23 protein-coding genes are annotated in these 24265 nt (G+C 60.6%); 10 read left to right on the forward strand and 13 right to left on the reverse strand.

Going from position 1 to position 24265, the window contains the following annotated elements:
* Nucleotides 1–250 precede the first annotated feature (250 nt).
* Nucleotides 251–649: a GFA family protein gene (locus H6955_07910; protein ID MCP5313467.1), complete on the forward strand. Its 399-nt coding sequence runs from the start codon at nt 251–253 to the stop codon at nt 647–649.
* A gap of 266 nt (nt 650–915) precedes the next feature.
* On the opposite strand, the gene H6955_07915 is transcribed toward H6955_07910, so the two are convergent.
* The gene (locus H6955_07915) at nt 916–1539 is read right to left on the reverse strand and encodes a hypothetical protein (GenBank protein ID MCP5313468.1); all 624 of its coding nucleotides are present in this window, start codon (nt 1537–1539) and stop codon (nt 916–918) included.
* Nucleotides 1540–1702: 163 nt separating this feature from the next.
* A complete protein-coding gene (locus tag H6955_07920) occupies nt 1703–2218 on the reverse strand; it encodes a transposase (protein MCP5313469.1) in 516 nt (171 codons plus the stop codon).
* Nucleotides 2219–2523: 305 nt separating this feature from the next.
* On the opposite strand from H6955_07920, the gene H6955_07925 reads away from it, so the two are divergent.
* Nucleotides 2524–2802: a hypothetical protein gene (locus H6955_07925; GenBank protein ID MCP5313470.1), complete on the forward strand. Its 279-nt coding sequence runs from the start codon at nt 2524–2526 to the stop codon at nt 2800–2802.
* 543 nt (nt 2803–3345) lie between these two features.
* On the opposite strand, the gene H6955_07930 is transcribed toward H6955_07925, so the two are convergent.
* On the reverse strand, nt 3346–3903 hold the full coding sequence (locus H6955_07930) for a hypothetical protein (GenBank protein MCP5313471.1): 558 nt from the start codon (nt 3901–3903) through the stop codon (nt 3346–3348).
* Nucleotides 3904–3919: 16 nt separating this feature from the next.
* Entirely contained in the window at nt 3920–4606 is a 687-nt protein-coding gene (locus H6955_07935) for a toll/interleukin-1 receptor domain-containing protein (protein MCP5313472.1), read from the reverse strand.
* 697 nt (nt 4607–5303) lie between these two features.
* On the opposite strand from H6955_07935, the gene H6955_07940 reads away from it, so the two are divergent.
* Nucleotides 5304–5741: an FKBP-type peptidyl-prolyl cis-trans isomerase gene (locus H6955_07940; protein MCP5313473.1), complete on the forward strand. Its 438-nt coding sequence runs from the start codon at nt 5304–5306 to the stop codon at nt 5739–5741.
* Here H6955_07940 and H6955_07945 read toward each other — a convergent pair.
* Both H6955_07945 and H6955_07950 read right to left on the reverse strand, forming a co-directional pair.
* The gene (locus H6955_07945) at nt 5657–5935 is read right to left on the reverse strand and encodes a transposase (protein MCP5313474.1); all 279 of its coding nucleotides are present in this window, start codon (nt 5933–5935) and stop codon (nt 5657–5659) included. The two genes, H6955_07940 and H6955_07945, sit on opposite strands and share 85 nt — an antisense overlap.
* Before the next feature lie 99 nt (nt 5936–6034).
* On the reverse strand, nt 6035–6325 hold the full coding sequence (locus tag H6955_07950; protein ID MCP5313475.1) for a nucleotidyltransferase family protein: 291 nt from the start codon (nt 6323–6325) through the stop codon (nt 6035–6037).
* 253 nt (nt 6326–6578) lie between these two features.
* Between H6955_07950 and H6955_07955 the strand changes: the two genes are divergently transcribed.
* On the forward strand, nt 6579–7598 hold the full coding sequence (locus H6955_07955; protein MCP5313476.1) for an SIR2 family protein: 1020 nt from the start codon (nt 6579–6581) through the stop codon (nt 7596–7598).
* Here H6955_07955 and H6955_07960 read toward each other — a convergent pair.
* Nucleotides 7567–8604, reverse strand: a complete 1038-nt coding sequence (locus H6955_07960; protein ID MCP5313477.1) for an IS5 family transposase — start codon at nt 8602–8604, stop codon at nt 7567–7569. The two genes, H6955_07955 and H6955_07960, sit on opposite strands and share 32 nt — an antisense overlap.
* Before the next feature lie 61 nt (nt 8605–8665).
* Between H6955_07960 and H6955_07965 the strand changes: the two genes are divergently transcribed.
* From H6955_07965 to H6955_07975, 3 genes are all read left to right on the forward strand, one after another.
* A complete protein-coding gene (locus tag H6955_07965) occupies nt 8666–11428 on the forward strand; it encodes a DUF4020 domain-containing protein (protein MCP5313478.1) in 2763 nt (920 codons plus the stop codon).
* A 164-nt stretch (nt 11429–11592) separates the two neighbouring features.
* The gene (gene rsmA, locus H6955_07970) at nt 11593–12378 is read left to right on the forward strand and encodes a 16S rRNA (adenine(1518)-N(6)/adenine(1519)-N(6))-dimethyltransferase RsmA (GenBank protein ID MCP5313479.1); all 786 of its coding nucleotides are present in this window, start codon (nt 11593–11595) and stop codon (nt 12376–12378) included.
* A complete protein-coding gene (locus H6955_07975; GenBank protein ID MCP5313480.1) occupies nt 12375–12995 on the forward strand; it encodes a DUF479 domain-containing protein in 621 nt (206 codons plus the stop codon). Before rsmA ends, H6955_07975 begins: the two co-directional genes overlap by 4 nt.
* Nucleotides 12996–13199: 204 nt before the next feature.
* Here the strand turns inward: H6955_07975 and H6955_07980 are convergent, their stop codons facing one another.
* From H6955_07980 to H6955_07990, 3 genes are all read right to left on the reverse strand, one after another.
* Entirely contained in the window at nt 13200–14312 is a 1113-nt protein-coding gene (locus H6955_07980; GenBank protein MCP5313481.1) for an HlyC/CorC family transporter, read from the reverse strand.
* A gap of 111 nt (nt 14313–14423) precedes the next feature.
* Nucleotides 14424–14876: a single-stranded DNA-binding protein gene (gene ssb, locus H6955_07985; GenBank protein ID MCP5313482.1), complete on the reverse strand. Its 453-nt coding sequence runs from the start codon at nt 14874–14876 to the stop codon at nt 14424–14426.
* A 63-nt stretch (nt 14877–14939) separates the two neighbouring features.
* Nucleotides 14940–16292: an MFS transporter gene (locus tag H6955_07990; GenBank protein MCP5313483.1), complete on the reverse strand. Its 1353-nt coding sequence runs from the start codon at nt 16290–16292 to the stop codon at nt 14940–14942.
* A 180-nt stretch (nt 16293–16472) separates the two neighbouring features.
* Between H6955_07990 and H6955_07995 the strand changes: the two genes are divergently transcribed.
* From H6955_07995 to H6955_08005, 3 genes are all read left to right on the forward strand, one after another.
* A complete protein-coding gene (locus tag H6955_07995; GenBank protein MCP5313484.1) occupies nt 16473–17690 on the forward strand; it encodes a response regulator in 1218 nt (405 codons plus the stop codon).
* Between the two features lie 82 nt (nt 17691–17772).
* Nucleotides 17773–20610, forward strand: coding sequence for an excinuclease ABC subunit UvrA (uvrA, locus tag H6955_08000; protein MCP5313485.1), 2838 nt, complete (start codon nt 17773–17775; stop codon nt 20608–20610).
* A 96-nt stretch (nt 20611–20706) separates the two neighbouring features.
* Nucleotides 20707–22455, forward strand: a complete 1749-nt coding sequence (locus tag H6955_08005) for a SulP family inorganic anion transporter (protein ID MCP5313486.1) — start codon at nt 20707–20709, stop codon at nt 22453–22455.
* A gap of 19 nt (nt 22456–22474) precedes the next feature.
* On the opposite strand, the gene H6955_08010 is transcribed toward H6955_08005, so the two are convergent.
* The 3 genes from H6955_08010 to H6955_08020 form a co-directional block, all read right to left on the reverse strand.
* On the reverse strand, nt 22475–23053 hold the full coding sequence (locus H6955_08010; protein ID MCP5313487.1) for a hypothetical protein: 579 nt from the start codon (nt 23051–23053) through the stop codon (nt 22475–22477).
* Between the two features lie 90 nt (nt 23054–23143).
* Nucleotides 23144–23806: a hypothetical protein gene (locus H6955_08015; protein ID MCP5313488.1), complete on the reverse strand. Its 663-nt coding sequence runs from the start codon at nt 23804–23806 to the stop codon at nt 23144–23146.
* 49 nt (nt 23807–23855) lie between these two features.
* Nucleotides 23856–24265: SAM-dependent chlorinase/fluorinase (locus H6955_08020; GenBank protein MCP5313489.1), on the reverse strand; the 410-nt coding region annotated here is incomplete at its 5' end.

The raw sequence follows: 24265 nt of genomic DNA on the forward strand, positions 1-24265 counted from the left end.
CCCCACACCCCTCTCGCATACGCCTATCCGTTCGGAGTCGACGGTGGGAGATCCGGATGGCGCGGATTTGTCGAGGAGTCGAGCTCGGGAACCGGGATGCCGCATGCTCAGTTCATGCGTCCTGTGGCCTTGCAACATCCCCGCAAGCTATTGTTCGTTGCGCCCGACCCGCGTACCGCAGCATCATCGTCTTGGACGCGGAAAGGCGCCGCGGTTGTTGCTGGGCTCGCCCCACGATGAGGAGGAAGCAATGGCGATCCGGGGAGGCTGTCACTGTCAGGCCATTCGCTACGTCATTGCACAGGAGACGCTACACGACGTAGCCAATTGCCATTGCAGCATCTGCAGACGTACCACCGGTGGTACTTTCGTGACCTGGGCAACGGTCCCGCTTGCGTCGTTCCGGTGGGAGAACGGCGTACCGACCGTGTACCGGCCGACTCCGCAATCCGAGCGGTATCTCTGTTCGTCCTGTGGTGCACAGCTCGCGATATATACGCAGTTCGCGCCGACCACATTGGACGTGACGGTGGCGACTTTGGACCAGCCCGAACGGTTTGCACCGAACCGGAACATATGGGTGGGGAGTAAACTCGCCTGGGTGGTGCTTGAGCCGGAACTTCCGGCGGAAATCGAAGAGGTCTTGTAGCCCGCGTACGCGAACAGCGTCGTGCGACTGCGAAATCCGTGCGCCCGGGTCGGCCGCTGCCCAGCGGACTTCGCGACGAGTGAAGCCACCCGTTGAGGCGGCTTTTCCTCTCTGAGGTCGGCCAAACCCGGACTACGGCAACCATTCATGGAGGCGGCGCTGCACCCCGAAAGTGGACGAAGTTCTCGCAAGGACTGATTGCTACTTCCGACACCAAGCGATCAGACCAATAGATCCGATCGACCTGGTTCATTCGCCGTTCTCAGCTAGCTTGGCGCGCCGGTTTTGCGAAACCGTATACCAAAACCCGCTACGCCAATGAGGATCAGCGCCAGACTGGCAGGCGTCGGTACTGTCTGCAGGGACAAGCTGGCGAAAGAGACTATCGCGTCGTCTTCATAGATCATACTCAACTGACCGGCCGATGGATTGCCCAGCTCCGTCAGTATGGAAGCCGATGAATAATAGTCGAGTAAATCAAACGTGATTGTTCCGTTGAAACCGCCAGCAAGACTTCTTATTTCCGTAGCGGCTCTGGCTCCCAGACCGACGATTTCAATCGTGTCAGAAACGACGCCGCCGGTTGTCTGAAGTGTCAATGTCAGCATCGCTGAGGCCAAGGTCCCCCCAATGACCTTGTCGGCGCTCGCGCCGAAATCAAAGATCCAAGCGGTATCATCGTTGTTGCCATCCCCTAGAAGGGTTGAACAACAAGAAAGCGGATCTTGCGTGATTACGAAGTCTCCATTCGTGAGACTGTTGGTTGCGGTCGCAATAATCGGATCCGGGTTTGCACTGCCTGATGCTTCGGCATAAATGACCGTCGCGGACGACGACCCCATAGCCAAAACCCCAAGTATGAGTGCCGCGGCAAGATTCAATGTTCTCATCAAACTTCTCTAACGCTTGGCAAGCAATCTGGTGATGTGCCTATAAATGCATAGGCATAGACCATGCCTGTCAAGAATTAGCGAATCGAATGAATGGCTTACTTTCCCAAAAAACCGAGCAATCTCCTGGGGATGTAAAGAAACTGGACTCTTGGCGTCATTGTCAAAGGCAGTTTCTGACCTTTCCCCAGCAGGGTAGCCATCGCATGCTGCGTGGCAAAGACATGCTCCACGCGACAACGGTGTTTTGAGCGCTGGCGATTGGCGCGCTGCTGAGACGCCGAGATCGGTCTGTTCGCCTGGCCCTTGGTGTGGATGTGGCTGCGGTAGCCGGCATCCTCGAGTGGCTGCCCGCAAGCACCGGACGACAGGCCGCATCGGTCCAGACATGCGCACCGGTGTTTGTCGGATCGAGCAGGGCATCGAACACCGTGTTGTCGGCCACCGACGCCGACGTGGCTTCAAAATGGCGAATCAGCTTGTGCTTACGGTCGATGCTGATGTGGTACTTGCAGCCACAATGGGTTTGTCCGTGATTCTTCGTCCAGCGCGCGCCCGGCACCTGGCCTTCTGGGGTCATGCCCAGGAAGCGGCAAAAGGAATGGCGGTCACGGATCTGGCATTCGGTCTGCTCGTCAGCCAGGTTATACGGGTGCTGCAAAACCAACCCCTTGAACATCACGAAAAAAGGGTCGGTGACCGATAGCGCCTTATCGTCCTGCCGGCCCCTTCGCATGCGAAGCGACAGATCCGCCGGACACCGGCTGGGCATTCGTACTCGTCGCCTTCGGCGATGCAGTGAAAGGCGTTTCGACCAAACGGGCTTTGCCCCGTAACAACTTGAAACATTACGGATACAAAGCGGCAATAGGGCGAAAAATCAGGGAAACACGTGGTTCCCAGAATAAAACCAACTGAAGAGAACGACTCCCTGTGAATCAAGTTCACTTCAATCACCTGGCAGCTTCAGAGAAGGAACCACTCATGAACAAGGCACTACTCAAGACTGCGGTGTTTGCCACGATCGCCTCCTTTGCAGTGACCGGGGCAGTTTGGGCTCACCACCCTTCCGAAGACACGAACCCGAATTTTGATTTCGTAGATGAACAGATCAGTGAAATGCATATCGAGATCATCGATGAAATGCTGGAAGACGACGACTCGATGATGAACTCGATGCGCAACACGGACGGCAGCTTGTCGCGATCTCGGAATCTCTCTGGTTCAGCCACATCATCAGGCCCGGCTGCAGGCCGCCGGTGAGATAATTGCCGGCCAGCGGCGATACAACTGAAAGCCCGGGCTTCCGCGGGCTTTCGGTTTTCATGGCCCAGAACCAAATGCGCACAGGCCGCCGTACTCAATCAGATCAAGCACTTCAGTTTCAGCGCAACCGAAATCCTACCGCGCGGCGCAGGCCCAGACCTGGCCCGATGCCCTCCTGGACGTAGCTCGGGCTATTCCAACCACCGCGAAAACCGAAGAGAGTTCAATTCTCTCCCTGCGGACGTTTGACATCCAGATCTGCGCAACCCCTCGGTTTTCCCCGCAACTTCACGCACCCATTTGACGCGCAGACCCCAGGACAACCCTCGAGTCACCGTCCCAGGCAAAGGTTCGGCCAGAAGTGTTGTCTGATGTGGTTTTGCTGCAGATTTCGCACAGTTGGAGCGGTGGCAATGAATGCTGTCGACGATTTCGCCGACAAATGTCGGCAAACGAAATGAAGGCCGCAAGACAGCATGCCTGGATAACGTCGTTGACGACATCATGTCTGCGCTACGCGGGGATCTCGTGCTGCAATGGTTATTGTGCCCGCACCAGCAGCTCGTAGGGCATGTTTTTGCCGCACAGTTGCCAGCAGTTGATCGTGATGAAGTACTGCGCCGCGGGGCTGACTTCGAGTGGCACCGAAAGCGTCGTGTTGATCGTCGCACCGGGTTTCAGGACGATCGTTTCGGTGTCGTCGTAGACCTTGACCCGTGGATAGAACCCCGTCGTGTCGGTCTGCCGCAGTATGATTCTGACGTTCGCGGCAGATTCCGGGGCGACGAAGGTGAACATGTCGATGTCGCTGCCATCCTTGAGCCTGCCGGTCACCGTGGTGCCGAGTGTAATCCGGTTGGCCTCGCCTATCCGGTTGTTCGGCTCCGATTCTTCGCCATAGACCGCTACCTGCGTCGAGGTCACCAGCGGGCCGCCACCAGCACCGGTCTTCGCTTCGATGCAGTCGAGGATCTTGTTCAGGTCATCGAAGTTATCCCCGGTTTCGAGACGCTCACAGCGAGCCGAGTTGGCTGCGTGGCTGGTAGAAATCAGCACACCGAGCAGGCTCAGCGCCAGCCGGAAAAACTTTTGCTTCATCGATTCCGCTCCTCGCTCACTGGAACAGGCAGGATGCCGGTGGGTTGGACGCCGCACAGGGGTCTGTTTCCTCAATTTGCGGGACCGCAGTGGGACTGTCCTGCTGAAAAAGATAGCCGATCACGGCCAGTAAGAGCGTGAGCACAGCCAGCGCGGCCAATAGCGCACCCCGTGCGCGTGGCCCCATGCGTGCCGGCGCCGGTTCTGGCGTGTTCGCCTTACCAGCGGCCGCCACCGGCGATGCCAGGATGCTCTCCAACGCCCGGATCAGGCGTTGCATGTCGCTGGCGAAGTCCGGGTCGGCCCGGAGCGCGATCGCATTTCGGTATACGAGTGGATGCAGGGATTCGGGGAGGTTCTCACGCTTTGGCATCGCCGCGCCGCCGACGAGAACGGGAATGACCGCGACATCCCGCTCGAGGCCCGCCTCCACCTCGATGCGCACGAAATCATCCGGGTCGAGCAGGCGCGAGCGGCCCTGCCCATCACGCGCATGCTCCCAATCGGGGCCGATGACGACGAGTACTACATCGCAGGATCCGACCGCATCGGCGATGACTGCCCTGAAGTCCAGACCCAAACCGATCGAATCGACGTCCTTGAACAGATCGTCGCGCGCGAAATGGGCCGCCAGGTGGTCGAACATCCGACCGCAAACGTCCGCGGCGTCCTGGCGGCGATACGAAATGAAGATCCGACTCATTGCCCGGGACTATAGCGCAAATGCCATCATTTCCGCGGTTCGGATCCCGTGGCGCGAAAGATCAGGTCCAATATCGGGGCGCCATACTCAGAGGCCTTGAGGTCGGATTTGAAGTGTAGATTGTCGGCAGCAGACCAGTGGCAGGACGCCCTGGCTTCCCGGATGTCGAATCTCAACCGCTGCGAAAACCGAAGAGAGTTCGAATCTCTCCCTCGCATCCCTAACACCCTGATTTGCGCAACCCTTTGCTTTCAACCGCAACTTAACGCCTTCATTTCTCGTGTATTCACCAGGACAACCCCTTGAGCCACCGTCCCAGGAAAAGGTCCGGCCAGGAGTGTTGCCCGGCATGGTTTTTCTGCGGATTGCGCGGAGTTCGCGAGTCAGAGGATCAAGCCCGTCGACGATTTCGGTGACTGGACTCCAATCGCAGACCGTCGTCAACCGAGAAACAGAGTGCTCGCACAGTCACTGCAGCTATTGAACTGAGCCTACTGCTCACCCTGATCGAGCCAAACAACGATGGCTACAGCGTCTGGAACAACTTCCAAGACCTCGGGCGGGATAAGCGATGGCTACCCAATGGTGGAAGCGCGGCTCTGGGTTAGCACCAGCTGGGTTAAACTCCTGCGCCAACGCCAATTCCCGGAGCCGCCCGTTGAAGTACATCTTCGCCATACTGCTCGTGATCGCATTGATGCTGGTGTATCAAATGCTCACCCGCAACAAGCAATCCGCCACGGCAAACGTCCAGCAGGGCCAGGCCTTTCTGGCAGAGAATGCCAAGGCCGAGGGTGTCGTCACCACTGCGTCCGGTCTGCAATACAAGGTACTGCAAACAGGCGATGGCAACGTATCTCCCGGGCCGAACGATCGCGTCAAGGTGCACTATCACGGCACGCTAATCGATGGCACGGTTTTCGATAGCTCAGTGGACCGGGGAGAGCCGATCTCTTTTGGTTTGAACCAGGTCATCAAGGGCTGGACGGAAGGCCTGCAGCTGATGGTTGTCGGGCAGAAGAATCGCCTCTTCATCCCCAGTGACCTCGCCTACGGCGACCGCGGTGCAGGCGGCGTAATCGGCCCGGGCAGCACCCTGGTCTTCGATGTGGAACTACTCGGTATCAACGAGTAGGCCGAGCGCCATATTGACCCAGCGGGCAGCCGCCTTGTTTCGGAGACCTCCATGCAGCCGTATTTCGGCTTCCAGTGGTAGATCGTGTTTTCGACGACACTGTGGCGGCGGGCCAGGTCAGGCGCTGAGGCACCGGCCTGGTGCTCCTTCAGGATCGAAATGATCTGTTCCTCTATGTAGCGCTTGCGCTTCATCTAGGGGCCTCCTTGGGGCCCCTCAAATACAAGGCATTCCCACATCCCGCATGGCTCGGATTACGGGGGTACCGTCAGATATAGAAACTTCGCTCTCGGTCAGACATTCACCGCCTCGCGCTCGATATAAGGCTTGAGTTCTGCCCGCAACGCCTTTTCGGTCACCAAATCAACGGCACAACCGAGTTCATCTTCCGAATAAAACTGCACGCCGAAGTAACGGGCCGAAGCAGCCGGCCCATCGAAGCCGACGACAATATTCACGTCACTATCCAGCCGCGCTTCGTCCCGGGCGGTCGAGCCGAACAACGCGAGCCGCGTGACACCGTAGCGCTCGGCGAGCGCCGGTTTAGCCGCACTCAACGCCTGTAAGACCTGCTGTCTGTTCATCTCGCCACCTCCAATACCCAGCGTCCAGCACGTCACAATCACGAGTACCGCGCCACGCATCCCTAACACTCTGACCCCCGTGGGTATTCTGTTTCAGACCGTTCATAATCGCCTGAATTGATTTGTAATTTGTAGGTTGTCCCCTTGAACCACCGTCCCTGGAAAAGGTTCGGCCAGAAGTGTTGCCCGGTGTGGTTTTTCTGCGGATTACGCGGAGTTAGATAGGTAGGGATGAGGGCTGTCGACACTTTCGATGGCGGCGTTGAAAACCAATATCGTGTTAAATGGTTCGCAATTAGGCATGAAAATCGACCAAATACGTTTTCCCGATGAACTGATGCGAAGCATGCGCGATAAGACGTGCGTGGTTTTTGCTGGCGCGGGCGTGTCGATGGGCGAACCGGCCAAACTCCCAAGTTTCTTCAAGTTAGCTGAACAATTGGCAGCAGGAACAGGGGAGACCAGAGGAGATGGCGAACCAGTCGACCGATTTCTCGGGCGAATCCATAGAAAGGGAGTTCGTATACACGAACGAAGCTGCACGGCATTAAACCCGGTAGCTGGCTCTCATACCCCCCTTCATCGTGACTTGCTCCGACTGTTTCCTGAAACCACCGACATAAAAGTTGTTACCACAAACTTCGATACCCTATTTGAAGAAGCCTGCGCTGAAATCACGGATGACATCGTTAGTGTTTACCGAGCCCCAGCACTACCTCTCGGCCATGACTTTTCTGGCATCGTGCATGTCCACGGGAGTCGAGAATTTTCAAAAGGGATTGTGCTTACAGATTCAGACTTTGGACGAGCCTACCTCACCGAAGGCTGGGCAAGGCGTTTCCTTGTCGATCTCTTTCAAAACTACTCAGTATTGTTTATCGGTTACAGCCACGATGATGTTGTTATGGACTACCTGGCGCGAGCGCTGCCAAGCCGAGATGGAAACAGATACGTACTCATTGCCGAAGGCAGCGACGAGAGCGATTGGAAAGCGCGTGGGATCACCCCTATTTGGTTTCCGAAACCAGCACCAAGTGATTATTCTTTTCTGAATAGCGGCATTGCCAAGCTTGCGGACTATTTAAGGGCACCTCGATCAATTCGTTCTAACGCCACCATCGGCGTGATCAATGTAGCGACCGTGCCATTTCGCCGCGCTGATAGTCTTCTTCCGAATCCAGCGGCCCGGTTTTCTCACCTTGTTGGCCGTTGCGCGCCGCCCTCGGCGGCTTTCCGGCCCTTCAGGCCGTGCAGAAGGCGGATTGCGGCCTGAGTAAGAATTCCAAGCGTCGCATGTTGTAGGTCAGGTTCATCAGCCCGATCTTCACTGCCGCTCGGACCTTGCCCTTGGTTCGTACCAGGATGTTGCCCTGGCGTGTGCGTTGATCACCGAAGACATGCTCGACGCGGGCGCGGACCTTTGAGCGCCGATGGTTGGTCGCCTGCTCCTGTTTGTTCAACGCACGCCGACTGCTGCCCTTGCGGTGGATTCGGCTCTTGTAGCCCTGTTCGCGAAGCTGTTCTTCGCGCGCTTGTGATCGGTAGGCGGAATCGGCCCAGATGGAACGGTCGCTGTTCTCGTCGTCCAGCACCTCATCGAAGACCTGGCTGTCGTGCACGCTGGCGTCGGTCACCGCATAGCGCCGGATCAGCTTGTGCTCTTTGTCGATGTTGATGTGGTTCTTGTAGCCGTAGTGGCTCTTGCCGTGCTTCTTCGTCCAGCGTGCATCCTCGTCCTTTTGCCGCTTCATGTTCGGCTTGTCATCCCATCCGTCAGGCATCTTGCCTTCCTTGATCTGCTTGTTCTCGTCACGCGTGTTCCGGTTCTTCGGCACGTTGACCAGGCTGGCATCGATGATCTGGCCACCCTTGGGCATCAGGCCCGATTGCCACAACTGCTCATCGAAGCGCGCAAACAGCTTGTCAATCAAGCCGTGACGCACCAGTTGCTCGCGGAACAACCACAACGTCTTGGCGTCCGGCACGGTGTCCTCCGGCGACAGCCCGAGGAAGCGCTGGAACGACAACCGGTCACGGACCTGGAACTCGGTCTGATCGTCCGAGAGGTTGTACAAGGCCTGCAGCACCAGCATCTTGAACATCAACGTGACGTCATGCGGCTTGCGTCCGGCATTGCTCTTGCGCTGCTTCTGGTGGATCACCTTCAGCAACGGCCGGAATGCTTGCCAGTCCACGATGCTGTCCAGCCGTGGCAGTGGATCACCCAGTTTCTCCAGCTTCGCCAGCCGATCCTCATCGTCGAAAAACCCTGGTTGCATCCGATCTACCCTTTGCCTGTTTGATCGCTGTTATTCTGCCCGAATCGGGGGATTATTCGAGATGCCCTTAAATCGCACACAGCTCGATTGGAAGCAGGAACTCACGGCCCTAGCGTCAAGCCCACCACCCCAAGACGAAGAAAGCGAGCACCAAATCCTGGACGCTGTTCGCAACCGCAATACCATTCGATTTTTCACAAATGTAGCCAAAGACAAGAGCTGGCCAGCCTGGCTAGATGGCAAGGGCGCTCTTGATGATTTGTTCGCTGGTAATATTTTGACTGAAGAGCAACGCATATTGGCAGCGTGGATCTCAGAGCACTATACACACGAATACCCTGAGGAAGTAATTCTCATTGTAGGCAAGCATGGTCTTCGATTGAATTCGCTATTCTGGTGGATTCTTGGTCGCGAAATTGGGTTGGCAAAGGATGGCGAGAACACTCCAGACTCTGCCATCTCCCTTTCAAGATGGGTGACACTCCTCATTGCAACAGCCCCGCCCCACGGCGACACCACAATCCTGGAATGGCTGGCGGAACGGTGCGCAAGATATGATCTCGACAAAGAGCTTCTTCAACTCTTCTCGAAAATGGCTGAACCCCAATTGCAGATTAAAAAAGGGATTAATTGGTATGACGAGAATGACGAGCGAGAGGATAAAACCAACCTCGATATCAATTACCAATTATTTGCTGATCACTGGCATCTCAATGAGTTCTATCAGAAGTACCTCAAATCCCATCTCGAACGCATTTCAACCGAGATCTTTGAACTTGCCATCAGCACACTGAGTACGATTCATAGCCACTTAGCTGCCTGGGATCGCGCAAACGAAAAATCAGACACACTGTCATACATGCGCTCAGCGATTGAGCCGCACGAGCAAGATGATCTGCATCACCGGGAAGATGTGCTGATAGATGCAGCGAGAGATGCCTGGGAGCAACTTGCCATCAGCCAACCAGGATACGCTCACAGCCTTTTCCTCAGACACGCTAGATCCGAGGCGCCAATCATTCGCCGACTATGTGTTCACTATCTAACTCAACGAGCGGACGTGGACGCAAATGAAAAACTACAGATTTTTCTTCAACATTTTAATCTTCACGACATTGCGACGCATCACGAGACCTACCAGTTTGGTGCCCACATATACGGGTTGTTGACCCCCACCTCCAGAGTAGAACTCCTAGACGAAGTATTGAAGTACCGATGGCCCCTTGATGATGGCGAGGCTGAACATCACGCGGCAAGGGAAAAATATAGTTGGCTTGAGTGGCTAAAAAGGTCCGACCCAAGCTGTGAATTGTTGAATGAATCCATATCCAGGTTGACGAGTGAATTTCCCGATCTTCAGTCTCGTGAGCATCCAGACCTTACTCACTGGCATTCCGGCGCAGAATGGGTTGGACATAAAAGCCCTTATAGCGCCGGGGAGCTTCTCACAAAGTCTCCAAACGATTGGCTGGAAACACTACAGGGCTTTAAGGGTGATGAGTTTCGTGGACCAGATGTGCGTGGTCTACAAGGCGCAATCACAGAAGCTGCGAGAACAAACGCCCCTTGGGGTTTTGAACTTGCCGAAGCTCTTGCGAAGACTGGAGCCTGGGATTCGGACTTCTGGGCGGCGTTGATCGATGCCTGGAAGGAATGGCCCGATAACGAAGAACAGTGTCAGCGTATCCTTTTCTGGCTGAAGGATCAGAGGCTATACCCTAGAGCGACATATGACATCTCCCGAGCACTCCTCATTCTTGTTGAAAAAGAAGGAAAGACCTCTGCGCTCTCCTGTTTGGATGACACAAACCGTATCGCGAAAGGGCTCTGGGCACATGTAACGGTCGAGGACTTTCCAGAGGCCAAAGAAGACTGGCTTGGGTTTGCGATCAACAACTCTGCCGGCGTGCTTGCCCAGTACTGGCTCCACGCGCTGAGCTTGTGGTGGAAAGCACAAGAGAAGAAACCGTCTTCGATTCCTGATGCTTTCAGACTTCCGATAGAAAGCATCATTCAAGAAGGTAGTTCGGCTAGCGGTGTAGCCCTCGCAGTTTTCGCCAGCCAGTTCCCTTATTTCCTATCGATTGACGAAGACTGGACGAAGGAACAACTCCTTCCTTGGTTCGAGCACGAAAAAGACCCGACAAGAATGCAGCAAAGCTGGGATGGCTTTTTGACCTGGGGAAGCTTGAACCCTCGTGTATTCGATGCTTTGGCCCCAATGTTTTTGAAAGCCTGCTCGCAACTCGGGAATCAACTTGCATCGCATCGTGACCGTTTTGCCGAGTTTTTTGTGGTGATGGTCATGTACTACGCCAAAAAACCACTGGACGAAGCAATCCCAACTTTTTTTCTGAATGGCGACGAGACGGACAGGCGAAATTTTGCGTTTAGCGTCGACCGAATGCTTCGTGGCCTCAACGAAGAGCAACAGAAAGAACAGTGGGATAAGTGGCTACGTGCGTACTGGAACAACCGGCTTCAAGGAATACCCGCTGTGCTGGACGAGGTGGAAACCAATGAGATGTTGGAATGGACGACTCAGCTCACCGCAGTGTACGGGGAAGCTGTGAATATTGCGGTTCAGATGCCTCCCACGCCGTTCAAACACCTGTCGATCGGGTATGACCTAAAAAACAGCGATTTACCCGAGCGATTCCCTTATGCAGTAGCGAAGCTGCTCATCTACATTATGGAATCTGGAGCTGATCCTCAGGTCTTTTATGGATTCAAGGAAATTATCCAAAGAATTCCCCAGGAAGGGATTGATCCCGGCTTTTGGAACAAGGTGCAGGGGTTGTCGGAGGGGCTCGGACTGGCCTAGCTCACTCAACAACTAGCCAATGAGCCGTCGTTTCCGACCGCCGCGAAAATCGAAGAGAGTTCGAATCTCCACCACCACAAACCTAACCCCCTGATTTGCGCAGCCCTTTGGTTTTGCCCGAAACTCAACGCATTCATTTCTCAGACTTTTGAAAGGCTAACCCCTTGAGCCACCGTCCCAGGAAAAGGTTCGGCCAAAACTTTCTGCACGACCAGGCGGTGATCGCGCGGATCCTCGACTGCATCGATCCGCGGCCGGGGCAACGCCTGGTGGAGATCGGTCCGGGCCAGGGGGCGCTGACCAAGGGGCTGCTGCAACGTGCCGGCAGGCTGGACGCGATCGAACTCGACCGCGACCTGCTCGAACCGCTGCGCCACATGTGCGCACCGATCGGCGAGTTGAACCTGCACAACGCGGACGCGCTGAAGTTCGACTTCCGCAGCCTGCATCCAGGTGAACAGAAGCTTCGTCTGGTCGGTAACCTGCCCTACAACATCTCGACGCCGTTGTTGTTCCACCTGCTCGAACAGGCCGACGTGATCGAGGACATGCATTTCATGCTGCAGAAAGAGGTCGTCGAACGCATGGCCGCCGCGCCGGGCTCCAAGGCCTTCGGACGCCTGTCGGTGATGTTGCAGGTGAGCTGCGAGGTGACGCCGTTGTTCGACATCGGTCCGGGGTCGTTCGACCCGCCGCCGAAGGTCGATTCCAGTGTCGTGCGCCTGCGTCCGCTGGCCGAATCACGCGTGCCGGTCGCGCAGATCGGCACCTTCGGTGCCTTCGTCGCGCAGGCCTTTGCACATCGCCGCAAGACCCTGCGCAACAACCTCAAAGGCCTGCTCGACGGCGAGCAGATCGCCGCGGTCGGGGTCGATCCGGGCGCGCGCAGCGAGACCCTGGCGATCGACGAGCTGATCCGGCTCCATCGGGCGACCCTCGCGACGCCGTGAACTACCTGGCCCACCTTTACCTCGCCGGGGACGACAGCGAATTGCTGATCGGCGGCCTGATGGGCGACTTCGTCAAGGGCCGGGTCGACCCGGCACGACCGGCTGCCGTGCGCGCCGGCATCCTGCTGCACCGACGGGTCGACTCGTTCACCGACCAGCACCCGGTGGTCCGGCGCAGCAAGGCGCGCATCGACCCCGAGTTCCGCCGTTACGCGGGCATCCTCGTCGACCTGTTCTTCGACCATTTCCTGGCCTGCGACTGGCCGGCGTACTCGCGCCAGCCGCTGCCGCAGTACGCGCGCCGGATCTACCGCATCCTGAACCGGCAGCTGCCCAGTCTGCCGCCGCGCATGCAGCACAGCGTGCTGTACATGGTGCGCAACGATCTGCTCGTCTCCTACCGCGAGATCGATGGTATCCGGCGCGCATTGTCCGGCATCGAGCGGCGCCTGAGTCGCCCCAGCCAGCTCGCCGAAGCGGTCGCCGAACTGGAAGCGAATTACGCCAGTTTTCGCGAGGATTTTGCCGAATTCTTCCCCGAACTCAGTCACTTCGCACGGCAGCAAAGGGATACCTGCACGGAAGAGACAATGAGCCGCCAGGCACTAAACGACTAAAGTGTTCGGCCGGCTTTACAATAGCCCATGGTACCGGTCGTCACGACAGCATTAACGCATTGAATTTATTCGTATTGAGACAGTTGGCACCGGTCGTGCTTCGCAATAGACAGGTTGCGCATCCACCGGCCGACAGAACATCTGCCCCCGCCTGTGCCGAGTCGGAGAAAAACATCCTGGCAGAGGGCCGGTGGATGCAGCAACTCACTCCTGGTCTTTCGCGGCGCCTTCCGGCACATCGGGACGCGCCGCTTCGGTGACCACCAACCCCGATCGTTTGGCCCTGGCCTCCCAATGGCGGCGAGCGAGCTGCTGCATGTCGCGCGTCGGATCGGACTCGTCGACGATCTCGACGCCGAGCAGCGTCTCTATGACGTCCTCCATGGTCACGATCCCGGACATGCCGCCGAACGCATCCACGACCATCGCGATCTGTTCGCGGCGCATCAGGAACTGATTGAACAGGTCGACGATCGGGCGGTCCTCTTGGACGACCAGGATGTCGCGCCGCAGGCTGCCCAGCGCCTCGTCGGGTCGTCCGTCGACCATCTGCGCCAGGATCTCGTCCTTGAGCACATAACCGATCACGTGGTCGGGTGTGTCGCCTTCGAACACAGGGATGCGCGAGAACCGCAGGTCGCGGTGCTGCTCGAAGAAGGCGCCGATCGTCTGGGCGGCGGATGCCGCGATCACCACGGTCCGTGGTGTCATCACGTCGCGCGCAAGCACCGAACGGAACTGCAGCAGATTGCCGATGATGTCGGACTCGTGCTGCTCGAACACCCCGTGCCGTGCACCGATATCCGCCATCGCCAGGAAATCGCTGCGCGTGAAGGCGCTGCCGACATCGGCCTTCTTGAGCGCCCGGGTGACCAGTTGACTGAACCAGACCAGCGGCGCCAGCAGGCGGATCACGAGCGCGAGCGAGCGCGCGGTGAAGCCCGCGAGCTCCTGCCAATAGTTCGCGCCGAGGGTCTTGGGGATCAATTCGGAGAGCACCAGGATCGCCAGGGTCATCACGACCGGCACGACGAGCCCGGTGATCAGCGGATCGGCGTCCGCCCAGATCTTCGCCGCCTGGTCGCCGACGCCGATCGCGCCGACCGTGTGCGCGATGGTGTTGAGCGTCAGGATCGCGGCCAGCGGGCGGTCGATGTTGTCCTTGAACGCCTGCAGCCGGCGCCCCAGGGCACCACCCTCCTGCAGCTTGATCTGCGCGTAGGACGGCGTGATGCTCAGCAGTACCGCCTCCCACAGGGAACACAGAAACGAGGTCACGATCGCGACCAGAAAGAATGCGATCAGCAGCGTGTACATTCGCCGACCCAGTCGTTGCGCTGATGGAGGTTCGAGGTTAGCCGGTCCGCGTCGAAAACGAAAACGGGGCCGAAGCGCCCCGTCTATCCGCGCGATCGACGCAGCGGCACGTCAGAACGGGATGTCGTCCTCGAAACCGCTGTCGACCGGTGCGGCCGCCTGGGCCGCAGGCTTCGAGGCGGGTGCGCGCGACCCCGCCGACGGTGCGAAATCCGCACTGCCGCCGCGGCTGTCGAGCATCTGCATCTCGTCGGCGATGATCTCGGTGGTGTAGCGATCCTGGCCCTGCTGATCCTGCCATTTGCGGGTCTGCAGCCGCCCCTCCAGATACACCTTGGAACCCTTCTTCAGGTACTCGCCGGCGATCTCGGCGAGGCGCCGGTACATCACCACCCGGTGCCATTCGGTGCGCTCCTGGTTCTCGCCGGTATTCTTGTCCTTCCAGCTCTCCGATGTCGCCACCGTGATGTTGCACACCGCATTGCCGTTGGGCATGTAGCGTACTTCCGGGTCCTGGCCCAGATTGCCGATCAGTATGACCTTGTTGACGCCTCTACTCGCCATGTTTCCTCCTCTAGCCGACGGTCGCCTCCGTGCGCCGCCGTTGGTATTTGGTTGCCCGGCAGTCTACGCCGGCCCGGCGACAATTTCACCCAACGCCACGTCGTCGAACCGGTCGCGGTCGACCTTCAGGTAAGCGACCCCCTCGTCGGCGACGATCACCGCCTCGATGACCCCGGGCATGCCGCGAAGCCGCGCCGCCAGCTCGCCGGTATCGCGCCCGCCGGCGGTCAGGTGCACCAGGCGGCTGGCGTAGCGTCCCGGCTTGCGCATGCCGCTGGCGACCAGCAGCCAGACCACCGCGACCGAGGCGCCGAACAGGAACACACCGCTCAGCCCCAGGTGCTGATGCACCCAGCCACCGGCCACGCCGCCGACGAAGGCGCCGCCGAACTGCGAGGTCGAATAGACCCCCATCGCGGTACCCTTGGCATCGACCGGCGCCACCTTGGAAACCAGCGACGGCAGGGTCGCCTCGAGCAGGTTGAACGCGGTGAAGAACAGCGCCAGCGCGGCGACGAACCCCCACAGGTGCCCGCTGAGTTCACCCAGCCCGAACTGTGCGACCGCAAGGCAGGCGACCGCGCCGACGAATACCTGTTTCATCAGGCCACGCCGTTCGGCGAGGATCACGAACGGCACCATCGCGACGATCGAACCCAGCATCACCGGCAGATACAGCATGCTGTGCTGCGCGGTGGCCAGGCCGAGATCACGCAACACCAGCGGCACCGCGAGAAACAGCGACGTCAGGATCAGGTGCAGTGAAAAGATGCCGAAATCGAGGCGCAGAAGGTCCGCCTCGCGCAACACGCGCCGGAACATCGCCGGTACCGGTTCGGCGTCGCGGTGCACGCTGCTGCGCGACGGGGTCGGCACCACCAGGCCGACCAACGCGATGCCGAGCAGCGCCAGCACCGCGGTGACCCAGAAGATCCCGCTGACCCCGATCAGCTTGCCGAGCAGCGGCCCGACCAGCATCGCCAGCATGAACGAGGCGCCGATGGTCACGCCGATCGTCGCCATCGCCTTGGTGCGGTTCTCCTCGCGGGTCAGGTCCGCCGCCAGCGCCATCACCGCCGCGGCGACCGCACCGCTGCCCTGGATCGCCCGGCCGACGACGATCAGCCAGATGTCGTCGGCCAGCGCCGCGACCACCCCGCCGATCGCGAACAGCACCAGGCCGCCGATGATCACCGGCTTGCGTCCGATCCGGTCGGACAGGAGCCCGAACGGGATCTGCAACACCGCCTGCGTGAGGCCGTAGATGCCGATCGCGAGCCCGGTCAGCAGCGGGGTCGCCCCCGGCAGCTTCTCGGCATACAGCGCGAACACCGGAAGGATCAGGAACAGGCCGAGCATGCGGAACCCGTACACCCCGGCCAGGCCGAAGGTGGCGCGCCGTTCCGCGCCCGTCATATTGGTCGAATTACTGCTTCGCACGCTCCACCTCGCTACCAAGCGCGCCATTTTAACCCGGATTCCGGCTCCCAGGCGCCGGGCAAAAGATCCGCCCGACGCGGCCGATATCGTTCCCCAGGAGACAGCACCCGGCCAAAGATCGTTCCGGCGCCGCCCCGCAGTGGAGAACCCCCTACCGTGCCGCAAACTGCCGATATTCTGGCGATCGACGACGACAAGCTCAGTCACAAGATCATCCGTCGGGTGCTCGAACCCGCCGGCCACAGGGTGCGCCCGGCGTACGACGGCGAACAGGGGATCGCCGCGGCGCTGGAGAACCGCCCCGACCTCATCCTGCTCGATGTCGAGATGCCGGGGATGAACGGCTACGACGTGTGCGTGCAGCTGCGTCAGAACGACTCTACGAAACGCATTCCCATCATCTTCCTGTCCTCGCACAGTTCGCTGCGCGAGCGCATGCAGGGCTACGAAGCGGGCGCCGACGACTACCTGGTCAAACCGTTCGAACCCGAAAACCTGCTGGCGCGCGTCCAGGTGCTGCAGCGTTTCGCCGAACAGCGCAGCGCGCTGGAAGAGCAGTACACCGCGGCACGCGAGACCGCGATGATCGCGCTCGCCGGGACCAGCGAACTGGCGATGGCGATGCAGTTCCTCGAACGCACCCACGCCCTGCACAGCACCGATGAGCTGGCCGATGCGCTGTTCGAGGTCACCCGCAACATGCAGCTCAACTGTTGCCTGCACATCTGCGCCAACAATGCGGACCTGTGGTACGCCGACGGCGAGGGCATGCGGCCGCTGGAAAAGGAACTGGTCGAGATGAGCGACCGCAGTCAGCGTTTCGTCGACTTCGGTGCCCGTTCGATCGTCAACTACCAGCACCTGAGCCTGCTGGTGCGCGACATGCCGGTGCACGATATGCAGCGCTACGGCCGCACCAAGGACCTGCTGCCGCTACTGCTGTCGGCGGTGGATACCCGGGTCGGCAACCTGTACGCCGAAGAGGCCCTGATGCACCAGAGCCGCGAACTGCTGGCCGCGTTCGGTCGCATCCGGACCAGCTTTTACTACCTCACCAGAGAACTGATCGACAACCAGGAACAGAGCAACCGGCTGCTGCGCGACATGCTCCAGGAGCTGAACCACGATTTTCTGCGCATGGGCCTCGAGGAGGACCAGGAGGCCTACGTGCTGGACCGCATCGACAACGCGATCGAGGACGCGATTGAGCGCATCGACGCCAGCGACGCGCTGCGCGACACCCTGCTGGTACTGCTGCCCAGCCTGAAGAACATCTACCGCCAGCAGCAGGACATGGTCGACACCTTCAGCAAGGCGCACAATCGCGCGCAGACCGACAGCGCGGTCAATCTGGGCGACATCGAGCTGTTCTGAACAGCCGCCGGAGCGGATCCGGCTTTGATCGGCCGCGCCGCTCCCGTAACATTTGACGGTTCAGTCTCCAACGACCGTCAGCATGGACACGATTCACATCCGCGGTGCGCGCACCCACAACCTCAAGAACATCGACCTCGAGCTGCCGCGCGACCGGTTGATCGTGATCACCGGCCTGTCCGGCTCGGGCAAGTCGTCGCTGGCGTTCGACACCATCTACGCCGAGGGACAACGCCGCTACGTCGAGTCGCTGTCGGCCTATGCCCGCCAGTTCCTGTCGATGATGGAGAAGCCGGACGTCGACCACATCGAGGGACTGTCGCCGGCGATCTCGATCGAGCAGAAGACCACCAGCCACAACCCGCGCTCGACCGTCGGCACCATCACCGAGATCTACGACTACCTGCGCCTGCTGTATGCCCGCGCCGGGACGCCGCGCTGCCCGACTCACGGCGAGCGCCTCGAGGCGCAGACCGTGAGCCAGATGGTCGACCTGGTGCTGGCGCTGCCCGAGGGCAGCAAGCTGATGCTGCTGGCGCCGGTGATCTCGGAACGCAAGGGCGAGTACCACAAGCTGCTCGCCGAACTGCACGCCCAGGGCTATATCCGCGCGCGCATCGACGGCGAGATCTTCGAACTGGACGCGCCGCCGGATCTCGAACTGCACAAGAAACACACGATCGAGGTCGTGGTCGACCGCTTCAAGGTGCGCAGTGACATCGCGTTGCGCCTGGCCGAATCGTTCGAGACCGCGCTGCACCTCGCCGAGGGTGTCGCACGGGTCGCCTGGATGGACACGGATCCCGAGAATCCCCAGCCCGAACTGGTCTTCTCGGCGAACTTCGCGTGCCCGGTGTGCGGTTACAGCATCGAGGAACTGGAACCCCGGCTGTTCTCGTTCAACAACCCGGTCGGCGCCTGCCCGACCTGCGACGGGCTCGGCGTCGAACAGTTCTTCGACCCGGACAAGATCGTCGCCAACCCGGAACTCTCGCTGGCCGGCGGCGCGGTGCGCGGCTGGGACCGGCGCAACGCCTACTACTACCAGATGATCCGCTCGCTCGCGAAGCACTTCGGATTCGATCCGGAGACCGCCTGGCAGGCGCTCCCGGACGAGGTCCGCCAGGTGATCCTCGGTGGCAGCGGCTTCGAGGCGATCGAGTTCAGCTATTTCAACGAGCGCGGCCGGGTGGTGAAGAAGAGCCACCCGTTCGAGGGCATCGTCAACAACATGAAGCGCCGCTACCACGAGACCGAATCCAATGCGGTGCGTGAGGAACTGGCACGCTATATCTCGTCGCAGCCGTGCCCGGACTGCCAGGGGACGCGGCTCAACGAGGCGGCGCGCAACGTGTTCGTCGCGGACCACAACCTGCCGACGGTGACCGCGATGGCGGTCGAGCGCAGCCTGGCGTTCTTCGACCAACTCGATCTTCCCGGCAAGCAGGGCAAGATCGCCGCGAAGATCGTGAAGGAGATCGACGACCGCCTGCGCTTCCTGGTCAACGTCGGCCTGAACTATCTGACCCTGGACCGCAGCGCCGAGACCCTGTCCGGCGGCGAGGCACAGCGCATCCGCCTGGCCAGCCAGATCGGCGCGGGCCTGGTCGGGGTGATGTACGTGCTCGACGAACCCTCGATCGGCCTGCATCAGCGCGACAACGAGCGCCTGCTGAAGACCCTGACCTACCTGCGCGACCTCGGCAACACCGTGATCGTGGTTGAACACGACGAGGACGCGATCCGCAGCGCGGACCATATCGTCGACATAGGCCCCGGCGCCGGCGTGCACGGCGGGCGGGTGATCGCCGAGGGTGACGTGGACGCGATCTGCGCCGAACCCGAGTCGATCACCGGCGACTACCTGGCCGGGCGCGAACGCATCGCGATCCCGGACACCCGGCATCCGATCGACCGCAAGCGTCTGCTCAAGGTCGAGGGCGCGCGCGGCAACAATCTCAAGGCGGTCAAGCTCGAGGTCCCGGCCGGCCTGTTCACCTGCGTGACCGGTGTGTCGGGATCCGGCAAGTCGACCCTGATCAACGACACCCTGTACCCGATCACCGCGAACCACCTGAACGGCGCGAGCCACACGATCGCGCCCTTCCGGCGGGTCACGGGGCTCAAGCATTTCGACAAGGTGGTCGACATCGACCAGTCGCCGATCGGGCGCACGCCACGCTCCAATCCAGCCACCTATACCGGGCTCTTCACCCCGATCCGCGAGCTGTTCGCGGCGGTGCCCGAATCGCGCTCGCGCGGGTACAGCCCCGGACGGTTCAGCTTCAACGTGAAGGGTGGACGCTGCGAGGCCTGCAAGGGCGACGGCGTCATCAAGGTCGAGATGCACTTCCTGCCCGACATCTACGTGCAGTGCGATGTGTGCAAAGGCAAACGCTACAACCGGGAGACGCTGGAGATCCAGTACAAGGGACGGCGTATCAACGAGGTGCTGGACATGACCGTCGAGGACGCCCTGGCCTTCTTCGACGCGGTGCCGGTGATCAAGCGCAAACTGCAGACCCTGATGGACGTCGGCCTGAGTTACATCACGCTGGGCCAGAACGCGACGACGCTGTCGGGGGGCGAGGCGCAGCGCGTGAAGCTGTCGCGCGAACTCTCGAAGCGCGACACCGGGCGGACACTCTACATCCTGGACGAACCGACCACCGGCCTGCACTTCCACGACGTCAGACAGCTACTTGGCGTACTGCACAGATTGCGCGATCATGGTAATTCGATCGTGGTCATCGAGCACAACCTCGATGTGATCAAAACCGCCGACTGGATCATCGATCTCGGTCCGGAAGGCGGCGACGGTGGCGGCGAGATCATTGCCACCGGGACGCCCGAGGAGATCGCGGGCATGGCCCATTCCCATACCGGCCGCTTTCTCGCACCGGTACTCGAGAAACCCTGATGTGCCGGCGGTGCCCGGCCCTCACGCCGCCGGGACCGGATCCGGACATCCATGGCCCCGGGGGCACGAGCCCCGGACAAGTAGTTGGTTTTGAACATGCAAATCGCCCGCTTCCTACCGTTCCTCCATTGGTTCCAGCTGGTGGACCGCAACACGTTGCGGGCCGACCTGGCGGCCGGTTTCACCGGCGCCGTGATCGTGCTGCCGCAGGGTGTGGCGTTCGCGGCGATCGCCGGACTGCCGCCCGAGTACGGCCTGTACACCGCGATGGTCACACCGATCATCGCGGCGCTGTTTGGCTCTTCACTGCACCTGGTTTCCGGCCCGACCACGGCGATCTCGATCGTCGTGTTCTCCGCGGTCAGCAACCATGCAACGCCCGGAACGCCGGAATTCGTGACCATGGCCCTCACGCTGACGTTCTTTGCCGGCGTCTACCAGCTGGCATTCGGCCTGGCGCGCCTGGGCACCGTCGTGAACTTCGTATCGCACACGGTGGTGATCGGCTTCACGGCAGGTGCCGCGCTGCTGATCGCGACCAGCCAGATGAAACACGTGCTTGGCATCGAGATTCCGAAAGGCGAGTCGTTTCTGCACACCTGGGTCGACGTGTATGCGATGGCCGGACAGATCAGCGTCACCACGGCGGTGATCGCACTGAGCACACTGGTCAGCGCGATCCTGTTCAAGCGCTACCTGCCCAAGATACCGAACCTGTTGGCGGGCATGGTCGTCGGCAGCCTGGTCGCGGCGATGCTCGGTGGTGCCGAAGCGGGCATCAAGCTGGTCGGCGAGATCCCCGCACACCTGCCGCCGCTGTCGCATCCCGACCTGGCGCTGGGGACCATCAGGGATCTCGCTACCGAGGCGTTCGCGGTGGCCCTGCTGGGCCTGATTGAAGCGGTGTCGATCAGCCGTGCGGTCGCCGCCAAATCGAATCAGACGATCAATGCAAATCAGGAATTCATCGGCCAGGGGATGTCGAACCTGGTCGGCAGTTTCTTCTCGAGCTATGCCGGTTCGGGATCCTTCACACGCTCAGGCATCAACTACGCCGCGGGCGCCAAGACGCCGATGTCGGCGATCTTTGCCGCGCTGATGCTGATGGTCATCGTGCTGTTGATCGCTCCGCTGACGGCCTACCTGCCGATCGCCGCGATGGGGGGCGTGATCCTGATCGTCGCCTACAACCTGATCGACTTCCATCACATCGGGGACGTTCTGCGTTACAGCCGCTCGGAGAGCAGCATCCTGCTGACCACCTTCTTCGCGACCTTGTTCCTGGAGCTGGAATTCGCGATCTACCTCGGCGTACTGCTGTCGCTGGTGATCTTTCTCGCGCGCACCTCGGTGCCGCCGATACCGGCACTGGCGGTCGACACGGACCCCAAAAGCGGCAAGCGCGCGTTCGTGAACATCGAGAACAAGCCGCTGCGCGCCTGTCCACAGCTCAAGATTCTGCGTATGGACCTGGCGCTGTATTTCGGCTCGATCAATCAGGTGCAGCAACGCATCAGCCGCATCGTCGACAACGAGGACATCCGCCATATCCTGATCGTCGGCGACGGCATCCATTACATGGACCTGAGTGCCGCAGAGGTGCTGGTCAACGAGGGCAGGCGCCTGAAACGACTCGGCGGCGGGCTGTACTTCGTCGGGCTGGAGCACAACGTCTACGAGTTTGCCGCGCGCTCACAGTTCATCCGCAAGATCGGCGCCGATCATTTCTTCGATTCAAAGACGCACGCGATCCGTACGATCTTCAGGCGTCTGGATCCGGCGGTCTGCGCGGAATGCACGGCACGGGTGTTTCGCGAATGCCCGCCGCCGCCATCATCGTCGTGAGGCGGGGAGCGGCGTCCGTTCAGAAGTCGCTGTTGGCTGCGGTCGGCATCGGCGCCGGCTGCTTGCTGCGCGCCTCGAGCTGGTAGTACTTGTCGGTCAAGCGCAACAGCTCGTTGTTCTTTTCGCGCAGCGCGGCCTTGGCCGCGGCCAATTCGCGCTGACTCAACTCATCTCTACGCACCAACAGGGCAGCCTCCTGGCCCTGCTTGGCGAGGCTCGCCGACAATCGGCGACTCTCGTCCACGATGCGTTTCTGTTCACGCTTCAGCTGCACGTTTTCATATTCGAGCTCGCGCATCCGGCGGCTCCGCTCGGCCAGCGCATTGCGCTGCGCCTGGATCAATTCGCGAGCCGCGGGCGATTCCTCATGGCCCCGCTCACGTCGTGCGAGGCGTTCATGCAGACGCTGATTGGTTTCGGCAAGCAACTGGAACTCGACCAGCAGGTCACGATAGGCCTGTTCCAGCGCATCGCCCTGTAGACGCCCCTCGGCCACGCCCTGCGGGCGTGCCGCATCGGGGCCACTCTCGCCCGCGGTTGCTGTCGATTTCGCCGATCCGATACGGCCAAGCAGAGAAAACCGTTGATTGCCCTTCATGCCTGCTCCCCCTCACGTTCGCACCGCGCAGTGCCGACTGCGACCCCGGCCGATCCTCGACCGGGATCGCTGCGGCGGGACACCGCCGGTCTACGCGACCCGGCGACCGATGCGTGGCGACCACCGACGACCGCCGGTCAACAGTGACCAGGCTATGCCACCGGCAATCCACAGTACCACCGCGCCTGCGGGTTCCGGGATTGTACCGGAATCCACTTCTTCAAGCCCGCCGTTGACGCGGCCGGGCGTCATCTCGGCGAGGCTCCACGACCAGGTCTCGGGCGTGCCCTGGCGCTGCAGCGACCGGCCGGCGGGGGTCGTGTTGTCCTCCGCGACCGGCAGCAGCCGTGCCTGCAGGCCGGCCGCAGGTCCTTCGAACGCCGATACGGCCGCCTCGTAGGCGACAAAATCGACCACCATGTCCTGGGGCGACAGCAGCGCCACGGCGTCCGGTCCGTTCTGGATCCCGGTCACCGCCCAGTACCCCTCGCCCAGACGCCCCGGATCGCCTGGCAGCACGCCGTCGATCGCCAGAGACCGGTAGATACCGCCGTTGGCGCCGTTGTAGAACGCGAGTTGCCAGCCGTTCAGATCCCAGCCCGCGGGCCCGGCAACAGCGACGAACTCGTCTCGGTCCACACCCGCGTTGTCGTAGTGGATCTCGCTGATAAAGGGAGCGACCCACCCTGCGTGAACGGGCCCGGTACCGACCAATCCGGCGAACGCCAGCGGCGCAATCCATCTGCGAATCATTTCAACCTCCTTGTCGTTGATCCAATCCCGCCAATCCGTGGCGGGGAGGTCAATCTAGCAGGATTTCGTCCCCGGGCGCCAGCGACAGGCGCCTCGCCGCGGACTCGCCGTTCGCGGCGATCTCCACGAGCCCCTGCGAGTTGGGGTACCAGAAGAGCTGTCCGGGCGGTACCGCGCTGAACGTCTCGGCATGAGCGATCCGCTGACCGGAAACGCTAAGCGTCTTTCGTATATCGATTTTTTCGGCGTGGATGCCGGTCATCGCATTGCCATAGGCATCCAGGTAGACGACCCGCTGCACCTGCTCGGGCCAGTCCGCGCCGACCATGGAATCGATTGGAAGCGTTGTGGTCTGCAGCGGCTGGCGTGACGCCAGGAGGGCCGCCGCCGGGGCAAACAGGTCACGCCCGTGGAAGCTGGTCGACATCCGAGCCGGCCGCCAGTCGATGCGCTCGACCC

Source organism: Chromatiaceae bacterium (genome assembly GCA_024235395.1).
Classification (GTDB): Bacteria; Pseudomonadota; Gammaproteobacteria; order Chromatiales; family Chromatiaceae; genus Thiosocius.